The sequence below is a fragment of the Citrobacter sp. RHB35-C17 genome (assembly GCF_013816795.1).
Taxonomy (GTDB): Bacteria; Pseudomonadota; Gammaproteobacteria; order Enterobacterales; family Enterobacteriaceae; genus Citrobacter_A; species Citrobacter_A amalonaticus.
Genome location: NZ_CP057150.1, coordinates 4,525,889 through 4,544,534 on the forward strand (window position 1 = coordinate 4,525,889; position 18,646 = coordinate 4,544,534).

General features: G+C 52.9%; 19 protein-coding genes. 10 read left to right on the top strand and 9 right to left on the bottom strand.

The genetic code is table 11. The features are described from left to right. The first annotated feature begins 20 nt into the window (after positions 1–20). On the top strand, positions 21–680 hold the full coding sequence (locus HVZ37_RS21485; RefSeq protein WP_042998885.1) for an AzlC family ABC transporter permease: 660 nt from the start codon (positions 21–23) through the stop codon (positions 678–680). After that, positions 680–1,003 carry an AzlD domain-containing protein gene (locus HVZ37_RS21490; protein WP_061069456.1) on the top strand — a complete coding sequence of 108 codons (324 nt, stop codon included), beginning with the start codon at positions 680–682 and terminating at the stop codon, positions 1,001–1,003. Before HVZ37_RS21485 ends, HVZ37_RS21490 begins: the two co-directional genes overlap by 1 nt. A gap of 46 nt (positions 1,004–1,049) precedes the next feature. Here HVZ37_RS21490 and HVZ37_RS21495 read toward each other — a convergent pair whose 3' ends face one another. Genes HVZ37_RS21495 through HVZ37_RS21525 form a run of 7 tightly spaced genes read right to left on the bottom strand, consistent with a single transcriptional unit; the run spans position 1,050 to position 5,901 of the window. Continuing rightward, on the bottom strand, positions 1,050–1,610 hold the full coding sequence (locus HVZ37_RS21495) for an AAA family ATPase (RefSeq protein ID WP_061069455.1): 561 nt from the start codon (positions 1,608–1,610) through the stop codon (positions 1,050–1,052). Then, positions 1,607–2,044 carry a PTS sugar transporter subunit IIA gene (locus tag HVZ37_RS21500; protein ID WP_044257193.1) on the bottom strand — a complete coding sequence of 146 codons (438 nt, stop codon included), beginning with the start codon at positions 2,042–2,044 and terminating at the stop codon, positions 1,607–1,609. Before HVZ37_RS21500 ends, HVZ37_RS21495 begins: the two co-directional genes overlap by 4 nt. Before the next feature lie 32 nt (positions 2,045–2,076). Then, entirely contained in the window at positions 2,077–2,346 is a 270-nt protein-coding gene (locus HVZ37_RS21505; protein ID WP_042998881.1) for a hypothetical protein, read from the bottom strand. A gap of 59 nt (positions 2,347–2,405) precedes the next feature. Beyond that, complete coding sequence (locus HVZ37_RS21510) at positions 2,406–3,248, bottom strand: class II fructose-bisphosphate aldolase (RefSeq protein ID WP_042998880.1); 843 nt, start codon at positions 3,246–3,248, stop codon at positions 2,406–2,408. Continuing rightward, positions 3,235–4,602 (bottom strand): PTS sugar transporter subunit IIC, encoded by a 1,368-nt coding sequence (locus HVZ37_RS21515; protein ID WP_042998879.1) that lies wholly within the window; start codon positions 4,600–4,602, stop codon positions 3,235–3,237. The genes HVZ37_RS21510 and HVZ37_RS21515 overlap by 14 nt, the downstream gene beginning before the upstream one ends. After that, the gene (locus HVZ37_RS21520; protein WP_042325486.1) at positions 4,595–4,909 is read right to left on the bottom strand and encodes a PTS sugar transporter subunit IIB; all 315 of its coding nucleotides are present in this window, start codon (positions 4,907–4,909) and stop codon (positions 4,595–4,597) included. Before HVZ37_RS21520 ends, HVZ37_RS21515 begins: the two co-directional genes overlap by 8 nt. An 11-nt stretch (positions 4,910–4,920) precedes the next feature. Continuing rightward, positions 4,921–5,901, bottom strand: a complete 981-nt coding sequence (locus tag HVZ37_RS21525) for a 6-phosphofructokinase (protein WP_044257191.1) — start codon at positions 5,899–5,901, stop codon at positions 4,921–4,923. A 483-nt stretch (positions 5,902–6,384) separates the two neighbouring features. Here HVZ37_RS21525 and HVZ37_RS21530 point away from each other — a divergent pair, with 483 nt between their 5' ends. The 4 genes from HVZ37_RS21530 to HVZ37_RS21545 are packed head-to-tail and all read left to right on the top strand — an operon-like array spanning position 6,385 to position 11,095. After that, positions 6,385–6,831 carry a PTS fructose transporter subunit IIA gene (locus HVZ37_RS21530; RefSeq protein WP_181627955.1) on the top strand — a complete coding sequence of 149 codons (447 nt, stop codon included), beginning with the start codon at positions 6,385–6,387 and terminating at the stop codon, positions 6,829–6,831. A 10-nt stretch (positions 6,832–6,841) separates the two neighbouring features. Further along, positions 6,842–8,287, top strand: a complete 1,446-nt coding sequence (locus HVZ37_RS21535) for a PTS fructose-like transporter subunit IIBC (RefSeq protein ID WP_156595527.1) — start codon at positions 6,842–6,844, stop codon at positions 8,285–8,287. Beyond that, positions 8,277–9,347, top strand: coding sequence for an aminopeptidase (locus HVZ37_RS21540; protein WP_181627956.1), 1,071 nt, complete (start codon positions 8,277–8,279; stop codon positions 9,345–9,347). The genes HVZ37_RS21535 and HVZ37_RS21540 overlap by 11 nt, the downstream gene beginning before the upstream one ends. After that, entirely contained in the window at positions 9,347–11,095 is a 1,749-nt protein-coding gene (locus HVZ37_RS21545; RefSeq protein WP_181627957.1) for a putative frv operon regulatory protein, read from the top strand. The genes HVZ37_RS21540 and HVZ37_RS21545 overlap by 1 nt, the downstream gene beginning before the upstream one ends. 54 nt (positions 11,096–11,149) lie before the next feature. On the opposite strand, the gene HVZ37_RS21550 is transcribed toward HVZ37_RS21545, so the two are convergent. Next, on the bottom strand, positions 11,150–11,362 hold the full coding sequence (locus HVZ37_RS21550; RefSeq protein WP_042998873.1) for a DUF1471 domain-containing protein: 213 nt from the start codon (positions 11,360–11,362) through the stop codon (positions 11,150–11,152). Between the two features lie 128 nt (positions 11,363–11,490). Next, entirely contained in the window at positions 11,491–12,327 is an 837-nt protein-coding gene (fdhD, locus tag HVZ37_RS21555; protein WP_181627958.1) for a formate dehydrogenase accessory sulfurtransferase FdhD, read from the bottom strand. Between the two features lie 193 nt (positions 12,328–12,520). On the opposite strand from fdhD, the gene fdnG reads away from it, so the two are divergent. From fdnG to HVZ37_RS21575, 4 genes are all read left to right on the top strand, one after another. Beyond that, positions 12,521–15,571: a formate dehydrogenase-N subunit alpha gene (gene fdnG, locus HVZ37_RS21560; protein WP_090050648.1), complete on the top strand. Its 3,051-nt coding sequence runs from the start codon at positions 12,521–12,523 to the stop codon at positions 15,569–15,571. Positions 15,572–15,583: 12 nt separating this feature from the next. Further along, positions 15,584–16,489, top strand: coding sequence for a formate dehydrogenase O subunit beta (gene fdoH / locus HVZ37_RS21565; protein WP_042998870.1), 906 nt, complete (start codon positions 15,584–15,586; stop codon positions 16,487–16,489). Continuing rightward, positions 16,486–17,121, top strand: coding sequence for a formate dehydrogenase cytochrome b556 subunit (fdoI, locus tag HVZ37_RS21570; protein WP_181627959.1), 636 nt, complete (start codon positions 16,486–16,488; stop codon positions 17,119–17,121). Before fdoH ends, fdoI begins: the two co-directional genes overlap by 4 nt. 173 nt (positions 17,122–17,294) lie before the next feature. Continuing rightward, a complete protein-coding gene (locus HVZ37_RS21575; RefSeq protein WP_155985523.1) occupies positions 17,295–18,632 on the top strand; it encodes a VWA domain-containing protein in 1,338 nt (445 codons plus the stop codon). Positions 18,633–18,646 lie beyond the last annotated feature (14 nt).

Here is an 18,646-nt window from a genome sequence, read left to right on the forward strand (position 1 = left end):
TCGTTCGATATGGCTAAATCATGGCGCACTTCTTCTCCTGTCTGAAGGCAGACACGATAAAAGCAATCTTTCTGGTCTGCCTGGCGGTAGGCGTGGTTGGGATGTCCTACGGTTCACTGGCGATGGCTTATGGCTTCCCGGTGTGGGTGCCGTTTGTACTCTCTATTTGTGTGCTGGCAGGGGCATCCGAATTTATGTTTATCGGCATTGTCGCCAGCGGCGGTAATCCGTTAGCCGCTGCCGCAGCCGGTTTACTGGTTAACGCCCGCCATGTTCCGTTTGGCGTGACGGTACGGGATCTGGTCGGCACCCGCGCGGCGAGTTTTTTCGGCTGCCATATTATGAACGATGAAAGCGTCGTGTTCGGCCTGTCGCAGAAAACCCCAGAGCAGCGCAAAGCCGCCTACTGGCTATGTGGCCTCGGCGTTGCCATTCTGTGGCCGCTGGGGACCCTGCTGGGCACCGTGGTGGGTCAATTGCTGCCAGCCCCGGAAACCATCGGGCTGGACGCCGTGTTCCCGGCTATCCTGCTGGCTCTCGTCGTCCCGGCGTTTAAAAACCGTACCACTCTGATTCGGGGCCTGAGCGGAGCCGCCGTGTCGCTCGCCGCCGTGCCTTTCGCGCCGGTCGGGCTGCCAGTTCTGCTCTCCCTGCTGGGCTTACTGACGAGGAAAAAGTAATGGGTAACATGACGCTGTTTATCGTCGGTATCGCCATTTTATCGGCAGGCACCTATTTAATGCGCCTCGGCGGCGCCAGACTGGGCAGTCGCCTGGCGCTCTCTGAACGCGCTCAGGCACTGTTATCCGATGCCGCCACGGTACTGCTGTTTTCCGTCGCCCTGGCCACCACCTTTTATGAAGGCGTGCATTTTGCTGGCATGGCACGCGTTCTCGGCGTGGCGTTCGCGGTCTTTCTCGCCTGGCGTAAGATGCCATTGATTGTGGTGATCGTCGCCGCCGCCGTGGTGACCGCGCTGCTGCGAATGGTAGGGATACACTAAAAAAGCGCCCGCGGGCGCCCTTGAAGGGGTAACGACACTCTACCGTTCAGGTTTTGTCTATCTGTTCGTCTATCCAGGCGATAACGGATTCAATATCCAGCGTTTGCTGTTGATCTACCGTAAACACCGGCCCGAGCCGCATCGGTTCGGCGCGTTCTGCCAGTTGCGCCAGTTCGGGTAGATACTCCTCACCGGGATGACCCGGTTTGCGATCCTGTAAGCGGGTGGCATAGCGCGTCACGGCCAGCTCAGGCGTGATCTGATTCCACACTTCCAACACCTTCTCAACGCCCGCCTGCTGCAAGAGTTGTTGCAACCTCTCGCGAGGCTGAAAGCCAAACCAGGCATCAACCAGCCAGACAACGTTCGCCGGAGCGTGGCCGATAATAGACCAGATCACCTCATAGGCCGCACAGCCCAACTGCCGGTTGAAAGGTCGGTCGATATCCGTAAAGCGCGCCATAAACGGCTCTTTGATCCCATCAATCGTCAGCAATGGCAGACTGAAGGTCCTGGAGAGCTGATGAGTAATGGTACTTTTACCTGAAGCGGGGATCCCGTTAATCAGAATCACTGTTTTACAGTCCGGCGAGAGGTGTCGTTTCATAGCAACGCGACCACCTCTTCCTGGGAACGTGCCGCCCGCAACTTCGCCATGCGTTCATCGTTATCGAGTAAGGCGACAATGGCGCGGATGCCCTCTTCAATATGCGCATTACTGTCCTGTGCACCAAACATAATGACAATGTCGGCGGCTTCACTGTCGGCAAACTGAATGGGCTTATCCAACAGCACCATGCTAAAACAGTTGCGCTTCACCCCACATTCTGGACGGGCATGGGGGATCGCAACCCCTTCATCAAATACATAATACGCCCCATGACTGAGGGTGTTGTCGATAACTGCCTGACCGTATTCCGCTGAAATATACCCTTTTGCGACCAACGGTCTGGCCGCCAGTTGAATCACCTTCTGCCAGTCGTTTTCCGCGACGCCAACCTGAATGGCATCGGCCTCGATCAGTAATTCTTTTATCGTCATGACGACTCCCTAAGCGCTTAATAAACCCGACGCTAAATATTCCGGCGAATAACATTACGCAACTCATCTATACGCACAAAAAGCGAATCAATATCCTGCCGGTGCGTCTGGCTTTTGGCATAGACCGACAGCGCCCGGTTATAGATCAGCATTAATGCTTTCTGTATTTCACCATTACCCGGGTTGCCCTGCAGTTCACCTTCCAGCCTGGCGATTTCTCCTGCCAGAACACGGGACTGTTCATCATAATCTTCCGGCGGGCGTGTTTCTTTTTTCCATAACGATTTCAAAGATTCAAACATAGCGATCCCCCGCCCTGATGGACAACAGGGCAACAAAACATCATTTATTAATAACGGAGTTATTTAAATAACGCGATCTTTTCCATTAATACCTGGGTGACGGCATTATTTGCCGGAATTAAAAACTTACGTACGCTGTCATTCACTTTGCCTTTCTCAAAGGTATTTTTACACTGGTCGACCCACTGTACGTTCATTTCCGTGCCGACATTCACTTTATTAATGCCTTCAGTGACGGCCAGGCGCATATCGTCATCACTCACCCCCGTTCCCCCGTGTAATACCAGTGGAACACCGGTCGCGGCGCTGATCTCTTGCAGCCGCTGATGTTGAATCTGTGCCTTGCCGGTATACAAGCCGTGTACCGTCCCCACCGACACCGCCAGCATGTCGACTCGCGTTTCCTCAACGAAGCGTTTGGCATCTTCTACCGTCGTAAAGCAGATATCCTCTGCCGCCACTGCTTTACCATCCTCTGAGCCACCAATAGCCCCAAGCTCGCCTTCCACCGTAATATTGCGCGGTCTGGCCATCTCCACCACGATGCGGGTATTACCGATATTCTCTTCCAGTTCCAGGTGCGAGCCGTCATACATGACCGAGGAAAATCCGGCATTCATCGCCGTCTCAATGGCGCTGATATCAGAGCAGTGATCCAGATGCAGACAGGTTGGGACATTCTCGCTCTCCGCCAGCGAACGCACCGCATCAACCAGCAGGCGATAACCCAGATATTCTGCCGTCCCGGTTGAAATCTGAATCATTAACGGGCTATTCGTTTTTTGCGCCGCTTTAAAAAACGCAGGCAGCATTTCAATACAGTGCAGGTTAAAGGATCCAATCGCTTTGAAATTTCTTTCCTGGCCGATTTTTAGGATCTCGTTGAAATTATACAGACTCATGAACATTTTCCCCTTTTGGCTTAGCGGATTTACCGTTTACGAACCATGCCAGTGCGGCAACAAAAACAATGAACAACGCGACAAACAGCCAGTTATTCTGGAAGGCGTGGCCTAAAACGAGGCCGGAACTGATGACGTCAGAATCGCTGAACGTGACGCCGGTGAAACCGTAGGTTTCCAGCATCGGCACCAGAATCGCAGGCAGGAAGGTGATGAACAGCCCGTGAACTACGCCGCCGATCATCGCGCCACGACGGCCGCCCAGCGCGTTGCCAAAGACACCCGCGGTCCCCCCGGCGAAAAAGTTAGTTAGCAGACCCGGCAGGATCATCGCCAGACCAAACATCGGGAACACCAGCATACCGATGATGGAACCGACAGTGGTCGCCAGGAACCCAACAATCACCGCGTTGGGGGCATAAGGGAACAGAACCGGGCAATCCAGCGCGGGCTTTGCATCCGGCACGATACGCATAGCGATACCGCGAAATGCCGGAACCAGTTCGTTGAGCAGTAAGCGCACGCCGCTGTAGAGCACGAAGACACCGGCCACAAACTGAATGGACTGCATGAAGGCATACATCAGATAGTTCACGCCGCCGGAGAACTGGGCGATATATTCCGGACCCGCCGCCAGCGCCGGAATGAGGTACATCGGCACCATCACTACCGCCATGGCGAGATAGGTATCCTGTAAGAACTTGAAATTATCGGGTAATTCAAGGTCTTCCGTGGAGCGAGATCCTTTGCCCACCACTTTAGCCACCGCCGCCTGCACGAGATAGCCAATAGTACAAAAGTGCCCCAGCGCCACATCATCCGAGCCGGTGATGCGCCTGACCACCGGTTGCGCCAGCGCAGGCATCAGCACCGCCATCACGCCGCCAAAAACCCCGCCGGTCAGAATCAACGGCAGTCCGGTGAGCCCCGATTTATAGCCAATGACCGCGCCAATGGTCGCCATCCACAACAACGCTTGTCCGGTCAGGAAGATGTATTTCAGCGGTGTCAGACGCGCGATGATGATATTGACGGCAAAAATCACCATCAGGGTTAACGCCACTTCTGAGCCCAACTCACGGTTAGCTAACCCAGCGATGGCAGCCACATCGGTAATGTAGCCCTTCATACCAAATCCCTGAGTAAAAATATCGTTCAGGAAGGTCAGTGTGGCGACAATAATATTGATCCCGGCCATCATGATTAAAAAACCGAGCAGCGTTTTAAAAGTCCCCTCTGCGGTTTTTCCCGGTGATTTCTTTTGCAGGATCAGTCCGAGCATCGCGATAAAGGCGATTAATATCGACGCCTGACCGAGCAAATCTTTAACGATGAATTCAACGAAGCTATTCATAATGAGCTACCTTCAGATTCCGCTCTTTTAAAAACGCGACGATTTTGGCTTCAATTTCGTCTTTGTCCGTGAGCTTATTCAGAACCACGACCCGTTTAATTTCTTCTTCACTGGCATCCGCCGTTAAGATGTCAGCAAAGGTTTTTTGCGTCAGGATCATGTCAGATTTAAACGCCCCTGCTTCAGATACCGTGGTATGTTCGATATGCGCAGGAATTTCCAGTTTCTTTAAAACCGCTTTCGCCGTCATTTCAATAGCAAAACTTGAACCGAGGCCGCAGCCACATACGCAAAGAATTTTCAGCATGTAAGGTCTCCTCAAATAATATTGAGTTGTTTGGCAAGTTTGTAATGATGTCCTTCTGTATCGACCAGACGTTTTTTCATACTTACGAGATCAATCGGAATAGGTTTATTGCTTTGATTTATAATAATCGCTTTATTTTTCATCCCTGACTGGATGCATCGAACCACTTCGCTCGCCATGATGGTGCCCTGATAAATTTCTTCACAGGTCGGATCGCCATTACGTAAACCGTAACCAACAATCGTTTTACGAATGCGCTCGCCAATACGTGGTTCGAGCTGTTTTATCATGGTGTCAATCGCCCCCTGAAAACCGGGAGAATATTCTCTGGTGTAGCCTTCTGAGCACAGAATAATCACGCTATTCTGGACGGTCAGTTTTTGCCTTACCCGTTCCGCTAAGGCATCAAGCGACATCTGGCATTCCGGAATCAGGGCGATATCCGCATTGCATTTAATTGCGGATTGCAGCGTTAATTCACCACAATATCCCCCCAATAATTCCACCATAAACACGCGACCAGGTAGCGCTCTGCCCGTATTTCGTAAACGAGAAACCTCCTTAATAATCTGTTCACAGGCGGTCGAAAAACCAATCGTATAATGACTGCCATAAACATCATTATCGATAGTCATCCCCACGCCAAAACAATTAATATCAAATTCGCTCAGGGTATTGAGAAACTGTAAACTGCCGTCACCGCCCGCCATAATTAACACATCAATGTGCAGCGACTTGAGTTTTCTGGCGATCGTTTCATATTCGCTACGCTGCAACTTACGGGTCGTTCTTCCCGAGGTAATGAGAGGTATTGCCGCGATAGAAAAATCGACCAAATCGCGCCATGCCACGTCATGATGATTTTTCTCCAGCAAGCCGGGAATACCACCATTGAATAAGGTAATTTTTGCATCCGCGAGTCGGGCAATCTGGAATATGAAATTATTTATTCCAGACACATCGCCCCCACTAATGACAATACCAATTTTCATTGCGTTTCCTCCGAAGCACCCGTGGAAACATTTTTCCCTGACTTCAAGTCTGCTATTTGCAACGAAGATCACATTATGCTGATAAATTCAGAGGCGAGTAATATTGACAGACTGATTGCATGGTCAATTTTTGTGATGCCAATCACATATAAAAATGAAATTTATCAAAGCGTGATTTTTTAATTCCGTTAATTATCATTTAGTTAATTGAAGCCCCCCTCATCCTTTTTACGCGCCCCTATTCTGTACGTCATATCGAGTTTATAAAAAGAGAGAAATGTGAGAAATATCGCATTTTTTTGCGTCCGGGAGGTTTATCAGCGCATTATTTCTTTCTGCGTCGCGTTGCAAAATGTGGCCTCGTGCACAAAGCCTGTTGATGCTTAGCCCACATTATGTCACTCCGCTCAGACATATTGCCGCTCATCTCAATACGAAAGCATCGTTAAAATCGTAGAAAAGAGGTTTTAACGGAGTCTCTCTATGTCAGAGCTTACGGTACGTTGTATTGACCTGAATATTCAGGGCAACAGCACTTATTCCATTCTGAAACAACTCGCGGAAATGGCGTTTCGGAATGGCGCGATCACCGATCGCCAGTTGTTTTTACAAACGCTGCTGATGCGGGAAAAACTGCATTCTACCGGATTCGGATCAGGTATCGCTGTGCCCCATGGCAAAAGCGCCTGCGTAGAACACCCCTTTGTACTGTTTGCCCGTAAAACTCACGGAGTGGACTGGCAGTCCAGCGATGGCGAAGCCGTTAACTGTTGGATCTGCCTCGGCATACCGCAAACCGGCGAAGACGATCAGGTCAAAATCATCGGCACCCTGTGTCGCAAACTTATCCATCAGGATTTCATCAATCAACTGAAGCAAGGTGACGCCACTCGGGTACTGACTTTGCTCAATCAGACCTTAACTTCATAAGGAAGCGGCTATGGAGTCATCCTTACGTTTAGTAGCAATCACCAACTGTCCTGCCGGCATCGCCCACACTTATATGGTGGCCGAAGCGCTTGAGCAAAAAGCACGCTCGCTCGGTCATACGATTAAAATCGAAACCCAGGGGGCAAGTGGTGTAGAAAACCGCCTGACGCAGGATGACATTGCCGCCGCCGATTACGTGATTTTAGCCACCGGGCGTGGCTTAAGTGGTGACGATCGGGCGCGATTTGCCGGGAAAAAAGTCTATGAGATCGCCATTTCCCAGGCGCTAAAAAATATCGACCAGATTTTCACACAGTTGCCTTCTCATTCGCAGATGTTTACCGCAGATAGTAGCGTTAAACTCGGTAAACAGGATGTCCAGCAAGGCAGTGTAATGAGCCACCTGATGGCGGGGGTTTCCGCTGCGCTCCCGTTTGTGATCGGTGGCGGTATCCTGGTCGCCATCGCGAATATGCTGGTGCAGTTCGGCTTGCCGTATACCGATATGTCGAAGGGTGCGCCGTCATTTACCTGGATTATCGAATCCATCGGCTATCTGGGCTTCACCTTTATGATCCCCATTATGGGGGCGTATATCGCGTGGTCGATTGCCGACAAACCCGCATTTGCCCCGGCGTTTCTGGTCTGCTATCTGGCTAACGACAAAGGATTGCTCGGCACCCAGTCTGGTGCTGGTTTTCTCGGCGCGGTGGTACTGGGTTTGGCAATCGGCTATTTCGTGCTGTGGTTTCGCAAAGTCCGTCTCGGCAAAGCGCTCCAGCCGTTGCTTGGCTCGATGCTAATCCCATTCGCCACTTTGCTGGTGTTTGGCGTGCTGACGTATTACGTTATTGGTCCGGTGATGTCGGATCTGATGAGCAGCCTGCTGCACTTCCTGAACACGATCCCCCCGTCCATGAAAATGGGCGCCGCCTTCCTCGTTGGCGCGATGCTGGCATTTGATATGGGTGGGCCCATCAACAAAACCGCATGGTTTTTCTGCTTCTCACTGCTGGAAAAACATATCTATGACTGGTACGCCATCGTCGGCGTAGTGGCGCTAATGCCTCCCGTCGCGGCAGGCATTGCCACGTATCTGACACCCAAACTGTTTACCTCACAGGAGAAGGCCGCCGCGAGCAGCGCGATTGTGGTCGGCGCCACTGTCGCCACCGAACCCGCAATTCCTTATGCCCTGGCCGCACCGCTGCCAATGATTACCGCCAATACACTCTCCGGTGGTATTACCGGAATGCTGGTGATCGCTTTCGGAATCAAACGCCTCGCGCCGGGATTAGGTATTTTTGATCCGCTGATTGGCCTGATGTCGCCGGTAGGCTCCTTTTACTTGGTGCTGGCTATTGGCCTCGCACTGAACATTGCGTTGATTATCATCCTGAAAGGGCTGTGGCTGAGACGCAAGACCGCGCAACAGGAACATGCACATGAACATTAAGTTACTTCAGCAATTATGCGAAGCCAGCGCGGTCAGTGGCGATGAACAAGAAGTGCGCGCAATTCTCATCAATGAGCTGGAATCCTGCGTGGATGAAATGACGTTTGACGGCCTCGGCAGTTTTGTTGCTCGTAAAGGTCATTGTGGGCCAAAGGTGGCAGTCGTCGGTCATATGGATGAAGTCGGCTTTATGGTCACACATATCGACGATAGCGGTTTTCTGCATTTTACGACAATTGGGAGTTGGTGGAGTCAGTCGATGCTGAACCACCGGGTCACTATTTGTACCCGCAAGCGATTTAAAATCCCTGGTATTATCGGTTCCGTTGCACCGCATGCCCTCACCGAAAAACAGAAACATCAACCACTGACATTTGACGAAATGTTCATTGATATTGGCGCGAGCAGCCGCGAAGAGGTAGAAAAGCGCGGTATTGCGATCGGTGACTTCATTAGCCCAGAGGCGAACTTTGCCTGCTGGGGCGACGACAAAATCGTCGGCAAAGCACTGGATAATCGTGTCGGCTGCGCCCTGATGGCAGAACTTTTGCAGTCCGTCGATAATCCTAATATCACCCTCTATGGCGTGGGCAGTGTGGAGGAAGAGGTGGGGCTGCGCGGCGCGCAAACCTCAGCAGAACACATCAGGCCCGACGTGGTTATCGTCCTGGATACTGCTGTTGCTGGTGATGTCCCTGGAATCGACAACACCAAATACCCATTGAAACTGGGTGAAGGTCCAGGGCTCATGCTGTTTGATAAACGTTATTTCCCAAATCAACAGCTGGTCGCTGCATTAAGGACGAGTGCAGAAAACAGTGGCGCCCCTTTACAGTTCTGTACCATGAAAACCGGAGCAACAGACGGTGGACGCTACAATGTGATGGGTGGCGGGCGCCCCGTTGCAGCACTCTGTTTGCCCACCCGCTATCTGCATGCCAATAGCGGCATGATTTCTGCAAAAGATTATGATGCATTGTTTACGTTAGTCCGTGAGCTGCTGACTTCATTGACGGCAGATCAGATCAAAACTTTCACCGACTTTCGCCGGGTGATCTGATGCTCAGTGAACGCCAGTTAACGCTTGTCGACCTTCTTGAACAACGGCCTAACTCACTCAGCGAGCTGGCGCGGCAAACTGGCGTTTCGGGTAGAACAATCCTGCGCGATATTGATTACATCAATTTCACCCTCAGCGGGAAAGCGCGCATTCAGCCTGGTGGCAGTGCGGGTTACCAACTGGACATTATCGACCGGCGCAGCTTTTTTCAGCTTTTACAACGCCATGATAACGACGATCGTTTGCTGGCACTTCTGCTGCTCAATACCTTTACCCCCCGCGTACAACTGGCTTCTTCGCTTAATTTGCCGGAAACCTGGGTCGCAGACCGTCTGTCGCGACTGAAGCAACGCTATGAGCGTGCATTTTGTCTTTCCAGCCGCCCCGGTGTGGGCCATTTCGTTGATGAACCAGAAGAAAAACGGATTGTCCTGCTGGCGAATCTGCTCAAAAAAGACCCGCTGTTAATTCCTCTCCCCGGCGTGACGCGAGACACTGTCGAACGACTTACCAGCGCATGTGAACATCTTCTTGCTGAGTTCCCACTGATGTCGGGAGAATACCTCGCCAGTCTGGTGCTGGCGGTCTATGCACTGCGTAATCAACTCTCGGACACATGGCCGGAATGTCGACATACAATGTTAAAAAATGCCGTAGAACAAGGCGGGATCTATCTTGGCGAGAACGCGTTAAAAACGCTGCACGGACTGCTGGATAAACAGCAACAACAGGCCATGACCCTGTCTGCCGATACCGTGATTGCTTTACTACAACGCGTACCTGGCGTCGCCACTTTGAACCTTATCGATACGCAACTGGTTGAAAATATCACGGGTCACCTGCTGAGATGCGTTTCGGCCCCCGTTTGGGTACCGGAACATCGCCAGAGCAGCATGAATAACCTGAAAGCGGCCTGGCCCGCTGCATTTGACATGAGCCTGCGCTTCATTGCGCTACTGCGGGAACAGTTAGAAATTCCGCTGTTTGACAGTGATCTGATCGGGCTCTATTTCGCCTGTGCGCTGGAGCGGCACCAAAATGAGCGTCAACCCATCATTTTATTATCCGATCAAAATGCGATTGCCACCATAAATCAGCAGGCTATTGAACGTGATGTATTGAATTGTCGGGTGATCATTGCACGCACTCCCAGTGATGTGTACGCGATAAGACAAGAAGTTGATCCCCTGTTGATCGTCAATAACAGCCACTATTTATTGGATGACTCATTAAAAAATGTCCTGACTATTAAAAATATTATTTCCGCAGTCGGGTCCGAACAAATCAAAAATTTTCTTGCCACGGCGTTTATTCGTCAGCAACCGGAGCGCTTCTTCTCTGAGCCGGGCAGCTTTCACTATATGAATCTCGCCGACGAAACCTGGCATCACATTACCCATCAGATTTGCGACAAACTCGTGGCGCAGGAACATATCACCCGTGATGAAGCACTGCGGATATGCGCCCGCGAAGATGAAGGCGAAAACCTGATTATCAATCATCTGGCGATCCCCCACTGCTGGAGCGAACAGAAGCGTCACTTTCGCGGGTTCTTTATTACTCTGGCGCATCCCGTACAGGTCAATAATGAACCGGTCAGCCATGTACTGATTGCTTGCGCTGCCGCTGACGCACGTCACGAATTAAAGATCTTCAGCTATCTGGCCAGCGTGCTGTGTCAGCATCCCGCCGAAACCATTTGTGAGTTAACGGGATATGACGCGTTTATGTCGTTGTTAAAACAATAATGACAGACACAAAAAAAGCGCCTCAAGGGCGCTCTTTCGACAATGGAGATGAACTTATTTCAGCAGTTCCGCCGTCATGTGCACGCGGTTACCGGTGTAAGCCTGAGTGATTTTATAGGAGCTTGCACCAGCCTGTTCAGCCTGAGCGGCGATTTTTGCTTCAGCACTTTCCAGAGTAGAACCGGTCGCGGTCACAGACTGGGCAGCAAAAGAACCGAAAGAGGTAGCGAGAGCGATAACTGCGACAAAAGTTTTGATGCTTTTCATGATATAAACCCTTTAACTTAGTTGTTTAAGTAAGGCACCGTGCCTTGATGTGATAAATAATAGGCCGTTACTCAGACAACTAAAAGCGGAAGGATTTGCCCGTCTCATTCAAATTAATTGAATCAAAATCACTCAGCGATTAAACGCTGCGGATGAGTATAAATGGTCGCCCTGCCTGGCTTACAGAACCCCACCAGCGTCAGATTGCAGCGCTCAGCGACTTCCACCGCCAGCGTGGTGGCAGCAGAGACCGCAAACAGAATCTCAACGCCGCACATCGCAGACTTCTGCACCATCTCATAGCTTGCGCGACAGGAAACCAGCGCCGCTCCCGGCCCCCAGCTTTCGCCTTCGGCGGCACGGCGCCCCAGCAGTTTATCCAGCGCAACATGCCGACCGACATCTTCATGTCCGCCCGCCAGTTCACCCGATGGCATCACCCACGCCGCAGCGTGCGTACACCCGGTGAGCTGCCCCACAGGCTGAAAATCTTTCAGATGTCTTAATGCGTGATCAAGTCTGGAGAGGTTAAAAGTCTGGGTGAACGGCAGCGGCTGCACCGGTTTACCGATGTCATTGAGCTGCTCAACCCCGCACACGCCACAGCCGGTGCGTCCGGCCAACGCGCGACGGCGTTCTTTCAGCCCCATAAAACGGCGACTGGAAAGCTCGATCTGGACTTCAAGTCCATTACAGGAGGGAACCACATCCATGCCATAGATCTCGCGCGGGCTGTCAATGATCCCCTCAGACAAGGAAAAACCGACTGCAAAATGTTCCAGATCCTTCGGCGAGGCCATCATGACAACATGAGAAATGCCGTTATAAACCAGCGCCACGGGCACCTCTTCAGCTACCTCATCCGGCTGAGGGTGATGCAAATCCTCACGCTTCCAAAGGTTAACCTGGCGAGAGCTTGTGACATTAATCACATTTCCGACTTCTTTTGGATGTATCTTATTCACTTTCTTTTAACCGTATAAGAACACACGTACCAACATTGTGGTATTCTGTCGCAAGCCCCTCCTGGATGGGGGGGAATTAACCCAATTCTGGACCTTTGCGGTCCCGTCCGCAAAGAAAAATAACAACCACACCCTGAGCGCTCACCAATATGAATGTGAAAGGGATGTGACAATGTCGAAAAAGGAGCAAACCATGCAGGTCAGCAGAAGGCAGTTCTTTAAGATCTGCGCTGGCGGTATGGCAGGCACCACGGCGGCAGCACTGGGCTTCGCGCCCGGCGTAGCGCTCGCGGAAACCCGGCAATATAAACTGCTGCGCACCCGCGAAACCCGTAATACCTGCACTTACTGTTCCGTTGGTTGTGGGCTGTTGATGTACAGCCTCGGCGACGGTGCAAAAAACGCCAAAGCGTCAATCTTCCATATCGAAGGTGACCCGGACCATCCGGTCAACCGTGGTGCGCTCTGTCCGAAAGGGGCCGGTCTGGTGGACTTCATCCACTCCGAAAGTCGCCTGAAATTCCCGGAATACCGCGCGCCAGGCTCGGATAAATGGCAACAAATCAGTTGGGATGAGGCATTTGACCGCATCGCGAAACTGATGAAAGAAGACCGCGATGCCAACTACATTGCGCAAAACGCTGAAGGCGTTACCGTTAACCGCTGGCTGTCTACCGGGATGCTGTGTGCTTCCGCGTCCAGTAACGAAACCGGCTTTTTAACGCAAAAATTCACCCGCGCGCTCGGTATGCTCGCGGTCGACAACCAGGCGCGTGTCTGACACGGACCAACGGTAGCAAGTCTTGCTCCAACATTTGGTCGCGGTGCGATGACCAACCACTGGGTCGACATTAAGAACGCCAACCTCGTCGTGGTGATGGGCGGTAACGCCGCTGAAGCACACCCGGTCGGGTTCCGCTGGGCGATGGAAGCGAAGATTCACAACGGCGCGAAGCTGATTGTGATCGATCCGCGTTTCACGCGTACGGCGTCGGTGGCCGATTTCTATGCCCCAATCCGTTCTGGTACTGACATTGCCTTCTTGTCAGGCGTGATGCTGTACCTGCTGACGAACGAAAAATATAACCGCGAATACACCGAGGCCTACACCAACGCCAGCCTGATCGTGCGTGAAGATTTCGGCTTCGAAGATGGCCTGTTCACTGGCTATAACGCGGATCAACGCAAGTACGACAAGACCAGTTGGAACTATGAGCTGGACGAAGAGGGCTTTGCCAAACGCGATACCACCCTGCAACACCCGCGCTGCGTCTGGAACCTGCTGAAACAGCACGTCTCCCGCTACACGCCGGACGTGGTGGAAAATATCTGCGGTACGCCAAAAGCCGACTTCCTGAAAGTCTGCGAGTACATTGCGGAAACCAGCGCGAAAGACAAAACCGCATCGTTCCTGTATGCCCTCGGCTGGACACAGCACTCCATCGGTTCGCAGAACATTCGCACCATGGCGATGATCCAGTTGCTGCTTGGCAACATGGGGATGGCAGGCGGCGGCGTTAACGCCCTGCGCGGCCACTCCAACATTCAGGGGCTGACAGACTTAGGCCTGCTGTCACAAAGCCTGCCGGGTTACCTGACGCTACCGAATGAAAAACAGCCGGACCTGCAAACGTATCTGGCCGCGAACACGCCAAAACCGCTGTTGAAAGACCAGGTCAACTACTGGGGCAACTACCCGAAATTCTTCGTCTCGTTGATGAAGGCCTTCTACGGCGATAAAGCGACAGCGGAAAATAGCTGGGGCTTTGACTTCTTGCCGAAGTGGGACAAAGGGTACGACGTGCTGCAGTACTTCGAGATGATGAAAGAGGGTAAGGTCAATGGCTATATCTGCCAGGGCTTCAACCCGGTTGCCTCATTCCCGAACAAAAACAAGACGATCGCATCACTGTCCAAACTGAAGTTCCTGGTGACGATCGATCCGCTCAACACCGAGACCTCCACCTTCTGGCAAAACCACGGTGAGTCGAACGATGTGGATCCGTCGAAAATCCAGACCGAAGTGTTCCGCCTGCCGTCCACCTGCTTCGCCGAAGAGAACGGCTCGATCGTGAACTCCGGTCGCTGGCTGCAGTGGCACTGGAAAGGCGCAGACGCCCCGGGGATCGCGGTCACCGACGGCGAAATCCTGGCCGGTATCTTCCTGCGCCTGCGCAAAATGTATGCTGAGCAGAGCGGTGCCAACCCGGAACAGGTGCTGAGCATGACCTGGAACTACTCCACCCCACATGAACCGGCATCGGAAGAAGTGGCGATGGAGAGTAACGGGAAAGCGCTGGCCGATCTCATCGACCCGGCTACGGGCGCAGTGATCGTCAAGAAAGGCCAACAGCTCAGCTCGTTTGCTCAGTTGCGTGACGACGGCACCACCTCCAGTGGCTGCTGGATTTTCGCCGGTAGCTGGACGCCGGAAGGCAACCAGATGGCGCGTCGCGATAACGCCGATCCGTCCGGTCTGGGCAATACGCTGGGCTGGGCATGGGCATGGCCGTTGAACCGCCGCATCCTGTACAACCGTGCTTCCGCTGACCCGCAGGGTAATCCGTGGGATCCAAAGCGTCAGATCCTGAAATGGGACGGCGCAAAATGGAGCGGGATGGACATTCCGGACTACAGCGCCGCCGCGCCAGGCAGCGACGTCGGGCCGTTCATCATGCAACCGGAAGGGATGGGACGTCTGTTCGCTCTCGACAAGATGGCGGAAGGTCCATTCCCGGAACACTACGAACCGTTTGAAACGCCGCTGGGTACCAACCCGCTGCACCCGAACGTGATCTCCAACCCTGCCGCCCGTATCTTTAAGGCCGACGCCGAAGCGCTGGGTAAAGCCGATAAGTTCCCGTACGTCGGAACCACTTACCGTCTGACCGAGCACTTCCACTACTGGACCAAGCATGCGCTGCTTAACGCTATCGCGCAGCCGGAACAATTTGTGGAGATCGGCGAGACGCTGGCGAACAAGCTCGGTATCGCCCATGGCGACACTGTTAAAGTCTCCTCTAACCGCGGCTATATCAAAGCCAAAGCAGTGGTGACTAAGCGTATTCGCACGCTGAAGGCAGACGGTAAGGATATCGATACTATCGGTATTCCGATTCACTGGGGCTATGAAGGTGTGGCGAAGAAAGGGTTTATTGCGAACACCCTGACGCCATCGGTGGGCGATGCCAACTCACAAACGCCGGAATTTAAGTCCTTCCTGGTGAACGTGGAAAAGGTGTAACGGAGACGACTTATGGCTTATCAATCGCAAGACATTATCCGTCGTTCCGCGACTAACGGTCTCACCCCCGCGCCTCAGGCGCGGGACTTCCAGGAAGAAGTGGCGAAGCTCATTGACGTCACCACCTGCATCGGCTGTAAAGCCTGTCAGGTGGCCTGTTCAGAGTGGAACGACATCCGTGATGAGATCGGCAGCAACGTCGGGGTCTATGATAACCCGGCGGATTTAACCGCTAAATCCTGGACCGTGATGCGTTTCTCGGAAGTGGAGCAGAACGACAAACTGGAATGGCTGATCCGTAAGGATGGCTGTATGCACTGCGCCGATCCGGGCTGCCTGAAGGCGTGTCCGGCAGAAGGCGCTATCATTCAGTATGCCAACGGGATTGTCGACTTCCAGTCCGAGCAGTGCATCGGCTGTGGTTACTGCATCGCCGGTTGCCCGTTCGACGTGCCGCGACTCAACCCGGAAGACAACCGCGTCTATAAATGTACGCTGTGCGTTGACCGCGTGACCGTCGGCCAGGAACCGGCCTGCGTGAAAACCTGCCCAACGGGTGCTATCCACTTTGGTTCCAAAGAGGACATGAAAACGTTGGCTGGCGAGCGTGTGGCAGAACTGAAAACCCGTGGTTACGACAATGCTGGCCTGTACGATCCGGCGGGCGTAGGTGGGACGCACGTGATGTATGTGTTGCACCATGCCGACAAACCGAATCTGTACCACGGTCTGCCGGAGAACCCGGAAATCAGCGCCACCGTGAAATTCTGGAAAGGGATCTGGAAGCCTCTTGCAGCGGTCGGCTTTGCCGCGACCTTTGCGGCCAGCATCTTCCACTACGTCGGTGTCGGTCCAAACCGTGCGGATGAGGAAGAGAACAACCTGCATGAAGAGAAAGACGATGAGGTGCGCAAATGAAAAGACGTGACACCATCGTGCGCTACACCGCGCCGGAACGCATCAACCACTGGGTCACCGCCTTCTGCTTCGTGCTGGCGGCGGTGAGCGGACTGGGCTTTTTCTTCCCGTCCTTCAACTGGCTGATGCAAATCATGGGCACACCGCAACTGGCGCGTATTCTGCACCCGTTTGTGGGCATCATCATGTTTGCCTCGTTCATCATCATGTTCTTCCGTTACTGGCACCACAACCTGATTAACCGGGATGACATTTTTTGGGCGAAGAACATTCGCAAGATTGTCGTCAACGAAGAGGTGGGTGACACCGGGCGGTATAACTTCGGCCAGAAATGCGTGTTCTGGGCGGCGATTATCTTCCTGGTGCTGCTGCTGGTGAGCGGTGTGATCATCTGGCGTCCGTACTTTGCGCCAGCGTTCTCCATTCCGGTGATCCGCTTCGCGTTAATGCTGCATTCATTTGCCGCCGTCGCGCTGATTGTGGTTATCATGGTGCATATTTACGCCGCGCTGTGGGTAAAAGGTACTATTACCGCGATGGTAGAGGGCTGGGTAACCCGCTCCTGGGCGAAGAAGCATCACCCGCGCTGGTACCGTGAAGTTCGCGAAAAGCAGGATAAGACCCAGTCGTAAGCAAAGGCTGTTCGTGAACCGATAAGATAACGCCGGAGACTGAGTTTCCGGCGTTTTTTTAAGGGATATTTTTGGCCTGACAGGCCGTTTTGACAACTTTATACAGATTACAGACCAACCGACGTTACGGTCGCATAAGAATGGAGTCGATTCTTAAGACAAGGAGACGTACCGTGAATCTCAAACACCTCTTCGCAGCCCTGGCAATGGGACTGCTTGCGACAACAACGGCGGCACAACCGCCCGCGCCGAAAGTGACGATTAAATCCGAACTGGCTTCCCCTCTGGTGCTGGAAAACAGCCAGGACAAAAACTACCTCAAAGTGTCACTGACGGGTTTCCCGCTGCATGCAACCAAACGCAGCCCGATCAACCTCGCGCTGGTGATTGACCGCTCCGGCTCAATGGGCGGCGAGCGTATCGATCAAGCCACAGAAGCTGCCGTAATGGCAGTGAACACTTTAAGCGCCCAGGACACGCTCTCGGTGGTGATTTACGACGACGTCGTGGATGTCATTGTGCCGGCGGCCAAAGTCGACAATAAAGCGAAACTTATCAGCCAAATCCGTGAACGACTGACCGCACGCGGCGGTACTGCCCTGTTTGCCGGTGTCAGCCGCGGTATCAAAGAAAACAGTAAATTCCTCGATAAGGCCCATGTTAACCGCATCATCCTGCTGTCTGATGGTCAGGCGAACATCGGCCCTTCCTCCACCAGCGAGCTGGCAGAACTGGGTAAGATTGCCGCCCGCAAAGGGATTGCCATCACCACGATGGGTATTGGCGAAGGCTACAATGAAGATCTGATGGCGGCGATTGCCCAGTACAGCGATGGCAACCACGTGTTTGTACAAAACACCGATGCCCTGGAGAAGGCATTTGCCCATGAATTTGGCGATGTCATGTCCGTCGTCGCTCAGGATGTGGTGGTGCAAATTAACGTCGCCGACAACGTTAAGCCACTTCGCCTGCTGGGGCGTGAAGGTGAAATCCGCGACAACACGGTGACCGTTAAACTGAACCAGCTTTACGCCAATCAGGAGAAATATGTCATGCTGGAAGTGCTGCCGGCGAAAGGCCAGGCCGCACAAAGCAAGCCGCTCGCTGAGGTCAACGTCAGCTATAACAACCTCGCCACCGGGCAGAAAGAGCGTTGGGATGACAAGATGGCCGTCAGCTATACCGCCTCAGCCAACGAGGTTCAGAAAGCGCAGGTGGAGGATGTGATCGTCGATTCCGCCATTCAGAAATCCGCCATTCAGAATGAGCAGGCGTTACAGCTCATCGATGAAGGCAAAATGGACGAGGCGAAAGCGATCCTGCGCGAAAACTCCAGTACACTCAGCGCGTTACCGCTTAGCGCACCGGCCGCCAGAATGAAGGCACAGGCGAGCGCAGAGGAAAATCTTAAGTTGCTGGACAGGATGGAAAGCGAAAGCAAAGAAGCGTCGCGCAAGTCGCTGAAAGAACAGAGTTATAAAACCAAAAACCAGAGTTCGAAATCGAACTGATCCACAAGGAGTGC

Coding starts and splice junctions, on each gene's coding strand:
- HVZ37_RS21485 (WP_042998885.1), top strand. CDS start 21: ATGGCGCACTTCTTCTCCTGTCTGAAGGCAGACACGATAAAAGCAATC.
- HVZ37_RS21490 (WP_061069456.1), top strand. CDS start 680: ATGGGTAACATGACGCTGTTTATCGTCGGTATCGCCATTTTATCGGCA.
- HVZ37_RS21495 (WP_061069455.1), bottom strand. CDS start 1,610: ATGAAACGACACCTCTCGCCGGACTGTAAAACAGTGATTCTGATTAAC.
- HVZ37_RS21500 (WP_044257193.1), bottom strand. CDS start 2,044: ATGACGATAAAAGAATTACTGATCGAGGCCGATGCCATTCAGGTTGGC.
- HVZ37_RS21505 (WP_042998881.1), bottom strand. CDS start 2,346: ATGTTTGAATCTTTGAAATCGTTATGGAAAAAAGAAACACGCCCGCCG.
- HVZ37_RS21510 (WP_042998880.1), bottom strand. CDS start 3,248: ATGAGTCTGTATAATTTCAACGAGATCCTAAAAATCGGCCAGGAAAGA.
- HVZ37_RS21515 (WP_042998879.1), bottom strand. CDS start 4,602: ATGAATAGCTTCGTTGAATTCATCGTTAAAGATTTGCTCGGTCAGGCG.
- HVZ37_RS21520 (WP_042325486.1), bottom strand. CDS start 4,909: ATGCTGAAAATTCTTTGCGTATGTGGCTGCGGCCTCGGTTCAAGTTTT.
- HVZ37_RS21525 (WP_044257191.1), bottom strand. CDS start 5,901: ATGAAAATTGGTATTGTCATTAGTGGGGGCGATGTGTCTGGAATAAAT.
- HVZ37_RS21530 (WP_181627955.1), top strand. CDS start 6,385: ATGTCAGAGCTTACGGTACGTTGTATTGACCTGAATATTCAGGGCAAC.
- HVZ37_RS21535 (WP_156595527.1), top strand. CDS start 6,842: ATGGAGTCATCCTTACGTTTAGTAGCAATCACCAACTGTCCTGCCGGC.
- HVZ37_RS21540 (WP_181627956.1), top strand. CDS start 8,277: ATGAACATTAAGTTACTTCAGCAATTATGCGAAGCCAGCGCGGTCAGT.
- HVZ37_RS21545 (WP_181627957.1), top strand. CDS start 9,347: ATGCTCAGTGAACGCCAGTTAACGCTTGTCGACCTTCTTGAACAACGG.
- HVZ37_RS21550 (WP_042998873.1), bottom strand. CDS start 11,362: ATGAAAAGCATCAAAACTTTTGTCGCAGTTATCGCTCTCGCTACCTCT.
- fdoH (WP_042998870.1), top strand. CDS start 15,584: ATGGCTTATCAATCGCAAGACATTATCCGTCGTTCCGCGACTAACGGT.
- fdoI (WP_181627959.1), top strand. CDS start 16,486: ATGAAAAGACGTGACACCATCGTGCGCTACACCGCGCCGGAACGCATC.